Source organism: Nocardia flavorosea NBRC 108225 (genome assembly GCF_001613385.1).
In the GTDB taxonomy this organism is placed as follows: Bacteria; Actinomycetota; Actinomycetes; order Mycobacteriales; family Mycobacteriaceae; genus Nocardia; species Nocardia flavorosea.
Genome location: NZ_BDCG01000044.1, coordinates 1 through 8,323 on the forward strand (window position 1 = coordinate 1; position 8,323 = coordinate 8,323).

Below are 8,323 nucleotides of genomic sequence, written 5' to 3' on the forward strand. Positions count from 1 at the left end.
GGGGCTGGCTGAACCACGGTAGGAATCGGGTGAGGTCGGCGCGCAGTTCACGTAGGGCTGTGAACGACTTGTCGTGAATCGGGGAGCCGCGGCGCAATGGAGGCGCCGTCCAGAGGTGGGTGGTCAATGTGGTCCGCGATGTACCAGTCGTCTCATCCCAGTTCACCTGTACTGCGACGGGCGGAACTCGAGGGTGTTCGATTCTTGGAGTGTCATGCAGGGTCCTCTCGGGTCCGGGCGCGGCGTTCTTTGTGGGTCGCATCCCTACTATAGCTACGCTATGGTAGCTACGCAAATGTAGCGTAAGTCGTTTTCGGATCGAGGCCGACCCTTGGCCGAACTCGTGAATGGCGGGGTGTTTGGAGATGGTATGGAGAATCTGGCCGGAGAAGTCGTGTTCATCACCGGAGGCGCCCAGGGCATCGGGCTTGCCCTCGCACGCGCGTTCCTTGCCGAGGGTGCCGCCGTGGCTGTAGCCGATGTGGACCCGGGCGCGCTGGGCTCTGCGCACGCTGAGCTTACGAAGCAGTCGGGGCCGGGTTCTGTGCTGGCTTTGGAGCTCGACGTCCGTGATCGCGATACTTTCGCGTGTGCAGCCGAGGAGGTGGAGGCGCGCCTCGGTGCAGTGTCCGTGCTCTGTAACAATGCCGGTATCCGGGTTCCCGATGCGCTGCCGCAGCTCGGGTATGACCTGTGAGACCTGGTGGTAGGGGGCAACCTCAATGGGGTCTACAACGGCATCCAGACCTTCCTGCCTCGCATGGTGGACAGTGGCGGGCCCGGGCATATCGTCAACACCGCCTCCGCGGCGGGATTGGCGATCCACCCGAACTCGTACTCGGTGGGCTCGTCCTGTTTGACATACACGACAACCAAGAGCGCGGTAGTGGCATTCTCGGAAGCGCTCGATTTCGACCTGCGGGCGGCCAATCATCCGATCGGCGTGACGCGGTTGTGTCCGGGTCTGGTCAGCACCAAGATCAGCTCGAACAGTGTGGCGCTGGCAGGCTTGTCCACAGAAGCGCGAGAATATGCCGACAAGGGCGATTCGCTGCTCGGGCGACACGGGGAATCGCCAGACCAGGTGGGCCAATCGGTTGTGCGGGTCATTCGTGCTGGTCAGCTGTACCTGCACACAGATCGGACCATTAATAACGCTGTTGCTCGCAGGAACGACAAGATCTTGAGTGCGATGCCGCGCGCCGAAACTTCTTGGTCTCCGATACTGGGTGGATGGTGGGTTCAGAACATCCGACCGATTTTGCCCGTAGGGTGCCAGATCAGAGTGAACGACCAGGGAAGGTGGGGCCTTATGTCCACACGACGGCGGCGTAGCGACGCGGAAGTAGTAGCCGCCGTGAGGACGGCGGTGATCGAAGAGTTGGTCCACGTCGGTATGGGTAAGCTCACGATGGATGGGATCGCTCAGCGGGCGGCTATTGCCAAGACGTCGCTGTATCGTCGCTGGCGCGATCCGCAGGCGGTTGTGCTCGATGCGCTCCGAGCGGACTTCCCCCAGGAACATCCGGCTCCGGCGCCGACCAACAACCTGCGCAACGACCTGATCGAAGCGCTACGGCTCATGGTGTCGTGGTTGAGAACACCCACCGCGCGCGTAATCGGCACGATTATCGCCGAACGAGCCCGTTACCCGGAGCTGGCGGAGGCGATCTACAGTCAGGTTTTCGAGGCGAAAGGCGGCCGGTTCACCGGTACTGTACTGCGGCATTACGCGGAGGCCGGCCAAATCGACCCGACGCGGTTGACCTCTGTCGTTCTCGATATCGGCGAGGCCCTGGTGCTGAAAGCTGCGTTCGATTCAGATCGGCTGCCGACTGGCCGATTGCTGATCGACATCGTCGACCAGGCAATTCTTCCCGCGGTGGGAGTGTTCGAGTAGTCGGAGCCGGCCACTTCGCAATTGTTCAGCTCATGCCGCCGTTGACATTCAAAATTTCTCCGTTCACATACGAGGCATCGGGTGACAGCAGGAATGCGATCGCGGCCGCTATTTCCTCGGGAGTGCCGAATCGGTTGGCTGGTATCTCGGAAAGGTAGCGTGCTCGCCTGGAGGAGGGAATGGAGCGTCCCATCGCGGTGTCGATGATGCCCGGGGCGACCGCGTTCACACGTGTGCCGAACCGCCCGTATTCCTTGGCCAAGCCTTTGGTCAGCGCTATCAACGCGCCCTTAGAGGCGCCGTAAGCGGGATCCTGGCTGCCGGTGTGGGCTGCTACCGAAGTCACATTGACGATCGCGCAGCTACCGTCCGGGTTCAAGCGGATCAGCTCGCGGCACAACAAGATCGGTGCACACACATTGACAGCCATGACTTCGGCGAGATACTCCGGCGAGGCCTCTGGGAGTGGGTGGGCGCGGTAGATCGCCGCCGCATTGACCAGCGCGTTCGGAGTTCCGAGTTCTTGGCAGACCGACGTGAGAAGGGCGGTCGTCGCGGTTGGATCAGAAAGGTCGACCAGGTGAACGGAGTCGGCAACCGACTCGAGTCGATCTGCACCGGCGACCAGCCATCCCTGAGCCCTGAGAGTGGTCACGACGGCGGTACCGATACCTCCGGCGGCACCGGTTACTACGGCAATTCTCGAGGACATCGATGAAGTTTAAGGCTTGGTGGCGTGTGTCGAACCTGAACTGCGTTGCTCAATTGCGGGATTCGTCGGCGGCAAGGACTGTGGCGTCCGTTGTCGGGACCGCAGGATGTGGTGATGGCCGTGGCGTAGGGGCGGGAGCTGGTGTGGTATGCGCGGTCGGGCCACGCGTATGCGCTGGGTATCGCGTCGTGCCGACCTGATTCGAGCCTGTGTGTTCGAAACTCAGGGTATCCCTTTTCGGGGCAGGCAGATATTGGTGACCGGACACGATAATGGACTGGTGGCCAACACACGAGCGAACGACCTCGGCGGCTTTCTGCGCAGCCGTCGCGAACGGTTGACTCCAGAAGAAGCCGGTGTCGACCCGGGCTTCATTCATCGGCGAGTCCTGGGGCTACGCAGGGAGGAGGTGGCGGAACTGGCCGGGGTCAGCGTCGGCTACTACACACGTTTGGAACAAGGTGTCAGCGATAGCGCGTCCGCCGCGGTCATCGACGCACTGGCTGCGGCATTGCGCCTCGATTCTGCCGAACACGAGCATCTGCGGGTCCTCGCCGGGCCGAGACGGCCGGCTCGCTCCCATTCTCGCAGAAGCAAGCTGCGGTCCGAGATACGAGAATTGCTCGCGGTCATCCCCGGAGTGCCAGCGATAGTGATCGACCACCGCGCCGAGGTCCTCGCGTGGAATCGCCTTGGTCACGCTTTACTGGCGGGCCATGTCGACATCAACGCGCCGGACACGAAGGTCCGGCCGAATATCGCTCGGTTGCTCTTCCTCGATCCCCACCACCGTGCGTTGTATCGCGACTGGCACGCCAAAGCGCAAGTCACAGTGGCGGCCCTGCATCAGGCTGTGGCCCGGTATCCCGCCGATCGTCTCCTCGAACAGATCGTCGGTGAACTCGCCGTCGACAGTCCGGAGTTCGCGAGAATGTGGGCGCGACGTCCTGTGCAAACCTGCTCGTACTACGTGCGCGAACTCGACCATCCAGTGGTCGGGCGAGTGGCCCTGGCGAACGAGACGGTCACCTTGACCGACGACGACCAACAGATCGGGCTGTTCTATGCGCGTCCTGGCACGTCAGATGCCGACGCGCTCATCCTTCTGGCACAGAGTTTGCAACAGAACCTCCCATCAGCAGTTACCCCATCTCGGAAGGAGAATTTACAATGAGAATTGTCGTTGTCGGCGGTGCAGGAACAATCGGGCGACGCCTGGTGCCCGCGCTGCGATCGCACGACCATGAGGTTGTCGTGGCTGGACGTACATCGGGTGACATCCACGTCGATTTGACCTCACGTGAAACCATAGAGGCTCTGTACCGCGAGGTCGGGGAGATCGACGGCGTCGTGTGCATCGCAGCACATGGCGCGCTCGACGAATTCGGTACGCTGACGTCGGACGCGCTGTACGACAACATGCAAGCCAAGTTCTTCGGGCAAGTCGATCTGGTCCTTACCGGGCAACATTACTGCACCGACGGCGCGTCCTTCACCCTGACCTCCGGCATCTTCGCCGACCAACCATGGCCACATGTCACCGGCGGTGGCGTCATCAGTGGCGCGCTCCACAGCTTCGTCCTCTCGGCCGCGATAGAGCTGTCCCCGAGAATGCGGATCAACGTGATCAGTCCCACTATGGTCGGGGATTCCACCGATGCCTTTGCCGAGCACTTCCCCGGCATGCGCCCGGTACCGATGGATGAACTCGTCCACCACTACCTGCGCTCCATCGAAGGCGAGGACACAGGCCGAGTCATCCGCGCGTACGGCTGACCGTGTTTCTCGGGTAGCGCGCGGCAAAATATTGTGCGCACAATTAGCTTGAGTTTTAACCTCTGAGCTGGTGGTTTGTGGAGTTCCTGCGGGGTCGCGGTCCGGCTTTCTGGGAAGGTTTCTTGTCGCTGGCGGTCTTGATGTGCACGTCGTAGCGAGGTGCCGGTCGCTGGTTGCGGTGACCGGCCGGGCGACCCGGACCGGGGCGGGAGGGTTTCGGTGCTTTGGCTGGACATGCCGCTATTCGGCGGAGGTTCCGAAATCCTCGACGAACACGAGCGGGGGTAAGCCGTTGCGGAGCAACGGGTTTTTCCCAGGGGCGCCGCAGGTCGGTGGTGAGGTTCCGGGCCAGGCGTAGTTGGGTGTACGCGGCCAGAAGCAGCCAGGTCCACCGATCAGCGGCTTCCGGGTTCCGCAGTTTCGGGCAGGCCCAGCCGAGGGTCTGTTTGAGCATGCGGAAGGTGTGCTCGATATCGAAACGCCGCAGGAACGCCTGCCACAACACCTCGACCTCGGTGTGGTCCAGGTCGAGGACCGAATGCCACAACCACACCGGTTTCGGGATGGCGCCGCTGGGAAGCCGGTTGACATCGAGCCGGATCACGGTGCCTTCGATCACCGGCAGCTTCCTGGCCTGGGGCACCCAAGATGCACGGTGGGTGAGCCTGGGATGCAGACGATTCCATGACCGCGCTGTTGCAGGACCGTAGAGACGAGTGTCGGTCGTGGCAGCGGTGTCGGGTTCACCCCAGGTCGTCTGATCACCGAAAACGAACTCACCGCCGTGACGTGGTGGACGGCCGGTGGTTCCGGGCTGCCATGCGCGGGCGCGGCGGCGCAGGACCCGGTCCGACCGCATGCGTCCCAGGATGGCCACGGGCAGATCTGCCAGCAGGAACGCCAGCCGGGGCGCGTCGTAGCCGGCGTCGGCCACGATCCAGATATCCGGGTCACCGGGGCACCAGTGTCCGGCCTCGATCAGGTTGCCGATGACGGTGCGCAGCTGGCCGGCGGTGACGGTCGCGGCATCGTCTCCCGGCGTCAGCCGCACCGCGTCCAGAGGTGCGGTCCAGGAACTGCGCCCTGTTTCCAGGGCGGCGACCACCGAATACGGCCATCCCGGAATCATCTGTGCGGTGTTCTTCGCCCGCCCGTAAGTGTGACACAGAATCCGTTGCGGGCAGGTATGCGCCTCCGGCCGCAGCCAGCTGGTGATATACACCGCCAGCACCAGGCGACCGTCCGCGGCTCGCGGCAGCGGCACCGACACCAGTGCCCGCCGCAGCCGGGCGATATCGACCTGGCCGCGGTCCAGGGCCGCATAGATGCTGCCGTGGCCTCGGCGATATTCACCGATCAACGACAATTCCGGCAACGACCGCACCGGCCCGTCCGCGCATAACACTGCGTCCACCAGATCGAACGCAGCGTCCGTCCGTCGAGTCAGGCACCGATACAACTCGCGCCGGAACCCCGAGAGGTTCCCGACCGTGCCGGCGCAGCCGGTGTCGTGCACACTGTTCAACTGAAGCCCTTGGTTGTTGAAAGTCTTTCTGTCGCAAGAGGACATGATCAACCAAGGGCTTCACCCATTATCACCCGGGGCCACAAAACACCAGTTCAGAGCTTAAAACTCAAGCTAGGGCTTCGCGGGTGAACTCGTCCACGATGTCGAGAAATCGGATCTGACGTCCGCCGTTGTGGGCGTGGAAGTTTCGGCTTCAGGTGAGTCCGTGTGGAAGAATCCGGTTGTACGACGCCACGGGCGGCAGAGCAACGCGTGGCATGATGTTTCGAGAAAGGACCTCATGCGGGCATCGAAGATCCTCGGTTTCGTCGCCGCGCTCGTCGCGGCGCCGGTCGTATTGTCGGCAACGGCGGGCGTCGCTGCTGCCGATGCGACCGCGACAGTCACTGCGGGTAAGAAGTGGATTGTGGTCTCGGTGACTACCACCGGCGGGGACCTGCCGGAATGGTGCCGAGTCGATCCCTATTTCGGTACGCCACAAACCGTCAGCCTGGAGGTCGCGCCTTCAGGGAACCTCTTCGTCGACAATGTACCGCCGGGGCCGAGGAAGGTATCGGTATGGTGCCCGAACGGGGGCGCAACCGTGCACGACGTGGTTGTCCAGGCATGAGCCGAGTGGTCCGCTCCCGCACTCGCGGCGTTGCCGGCGACTGCCAGAAGGCTGTTCTGGTGGCCGGCTGACGGACCGGGGACCCGGCGATAGCACCCTCAGCTGCGGTTCCTCGGATATTTACCTGATTGCCAGCGGTACTACCGCGGCCCCAGGTCGTGCGGCCCCTTGGAACGCGAGAACCGTCAGGATAGCTCCCGGCCAATCCTCGTGCTAATCAGGGTTTCAGGCGTCCAGCATCCAGTATCAGCGCCAGATCGGGGCAGTTGATCGGGTGCTCGGTGTGTGTTCAGTCCGGCCAGGCTCCTGCCGGCAATTCCAGCGGCACACCGGGTGGTTTCACCGCCGGAACTCGGGCGTCGCCCGGGGCGGACCCCGTTTCGCTGCCTGGGGATAGGGCTTCGCCCCGTGCCGAGCGGCGTTGTCGCCCGGGATCGCGGACCGGGCGAAGTCCGATCCCCAGGGGTGTTCTCGGGGCGCGTCGGGTACACGTCCTGGCGGGTTCGCTCGTTGCGTTCCCAGGTACTGCCGCGCCTCTGCGGGCCCTGTCGCCGATGACTGCACCGGGCAGGTGGATCCTCGCGTTCTACCGGCGGTGGCGCAGGGTTCGCGACCTAACCAGAGTGGTGTAGAGGCTGTCGGCGGCGACGGTGGCCGTGTGTTCGCCGCTTCGCAGCCCGCCGGCGCGCTGTTTCGGTGGGGTCGGGTGGCCATAGCATTCACCAAAAATCGGGCAGATATAGCGGAGCCGCCCGCTAGGAAAGGGATTTCGCGCTCAGCATGCGCGTGGCGCTCCGTTGGGGGGCGCGCCGCACACATGTCGGGAGCCATAGGTGGCGTACCAGATATCTTGTGTCACAGACGCGCTAATGATCGAGCACGATTTCGTATCGAGGCGTAACGAAATGGTCTACTCCTCGATTGTCCTTGCGAGGGCGGGGATAAGCGAACAGGAGAGATTCCTGCGAAGAGTATTTGTGGTGGGTGCACTGGTGGCAGCGGCCGTGGGCCTCACCGCCTGCGACAGTCGGAACGGGAAGGATGGCTGGACGAAGTCGAGGGCCTCCAGATCAGCCTCGTCGGCGCGCAAAACAAGCTGGACCAGCTCGATGCTGAAGCAGCCCGCCGCTCCTCCGCAGTCGGCCTCGGCATGCCGGCCTTCGCCGACATCGCCAACCGCACCACCACTACATCGACGGGCCAGCACCGTCCCTGAAATCCGTGGTCGCCACGAAGCTGAACTGGCTACGCTCCAACCCATGCGAACTGTCTTCGTGTTTCCCACCGGTGAGCGAGCTGAGACCGTCGCCTCGCTCGATCGACATCTGCCTGAGCAGCGGGATCCGTGGACTCTGGACGGCAACCTCTACATCGACACCGACGATGAGCAGACTGGCTACCTCTTCTCCGACTGGGATCCCAAGGATGTGACGCTCCTCGAAGCGGCCATCGGACATCACCCCACTTGGGCGGTGCAGATCGACATCTCCGGACGGATCGACGGCACCGCAGAGGTTCACCAAATGGTCGCTCTGCTGCTCGAGCATGGAGGCGTGGCAACGGACGACTACACCACCCACCCGTGGACCCTGCCGGAAATCCTGTCTGGAGCACTGATCGACGGCCTGCGCTTCTTCGACTTTCGCGGCTACCCCGAACTCAACCGCGCACACGGGCGCTCCTGACTCGATCGCTTCACCGGCGCAAGTTCAGAGAAGGGGGCTGATGCACGATCAGGTGGCAGGTCAAGATCAGGCTGCGGAAGATCGGGATCATCCGCCCGAAGAACACCGCCTT

The 8,323-nt window shown here is 63.2% G+C and carries 7 protein-coding genes and 1 pseudogene; 6 read left to right on the forward strand and 2 right to left on the reverse strand.

Annotation, left to right across the window (positions count from 1 at the left end; genetic code table 11):
- Window positions 1-370 precede the first annotated feature (370 nt).
- Window positions 371-979 (forward strand): annotated as a pseudogene (locus NFL01S_RS37410) (SDR family oxidoreductase); the annotation flags it as partial.
- A gap of 333 nt (window positions 980-1,312) precedes the next feature.
- Window positions 1,313-1,900, forward strand: coding sequence for a TetR-like C-terminal domain-containing protein (locus NFL01S_RS37415; protein WP_062980356.1), 588 nt, complete (start codon window positions 1,313-1,315; stop codon window positions 1,898-1,900).
- Between the two features lie 25 nt (window positions 1,901-1,925).
- On the opposite strand, the gene NFL01S_RS33560 is transcribed toward NFL01S_RS37415, so the two are convergent.
- A complete protein-coding gene (locus NFL01S_RS33560) occupies window positions 1,926-2,612 on the reverse strand; it encodes an SDR family NAD(P)-dependent oxidoreductase (RefSeq protein WP_062980357.1) in 687 nt (228 codons plus the stop codon).
- A 280-nt stretch (window positions 2,613-2,892) separates the two neighbouring features.
- Between NFL01S_RS33560 and NFL01S_RS33565 the strand changes: the two genes are divergently transcribed.
- A complete protein-coding gene (locus tag NFL01S_RS33565) occupies window positions 2,893-3,786 on the forward strand; it encodes a helix-turn-helix transcriptional regulator (RefSeq protein ID WP_062980362.1) in 894 nt (297 codons plus the stop codon).
- Window positions 3,783-4,388 (forward strand): short chain dehydrogenase, encoded by a 606-nt coding sequence (locus NFL01S_RS33570; RefSeq protein WP_063916138.1) that lies wholly within the window; start codon window positions 3,783-3,785, stop codon window positions 4,386-4,388. Before NFL01S_RS33565 ends, NFL01S_RS33570 begins: the two co-directional genes overlap by 4 nt.
- Window positions 4,389-4,443: 55 nt before the next feature.
- Here the strand turns inward: NFL01S_RS33570 and NFL01S_RS33575 are convergent, their stop codons facing one another.
- Entirely contained in the window at window positions 4,444-5,958 is a 1,515-nt protein-coding gene (locus NFL01S_RS33575; protein WP_305781586.1) for an NF041680 family putative transposase, read from the reverse strand.
- 238 nt (window positions 5,959-6,196) lie between these two features.
- Here NFL01S_RS33575 and NFL01S_RS33580 point away from each other — a divergent pair, with 238 nt between their 5' ends.
- Together NFL01S_RS33580 and NFL01S_RS33585 are read left to right on the forward strand one after the other, a co-directional pair.
- On the forward strand, window positions 6,197-6,526 hold the full coding sequence (locus NFL01S_RS33580; protein ID WP_062980360.1) for a hypothetical protein: 330 nt from the start codon (window positions 6,197-6,199) through the stop codon (window positions 6,524-6,526).
- Between the two features lie 1,259 nt (window positions 6,527-7,785).
- Window positions 7,786-8,211, forward strand: coding sequence for a hypothetical protein (locus tag NFL01S_RS33585; RefSeq protein WP_062980361.1), 426 nt, complete (start codon window positions 7,786-7,788; stop codon window positions 8,209-8,211).
- The last annotated feature ends 112 nt before the right edge of the window (window positions 8,212-8,323 follow it).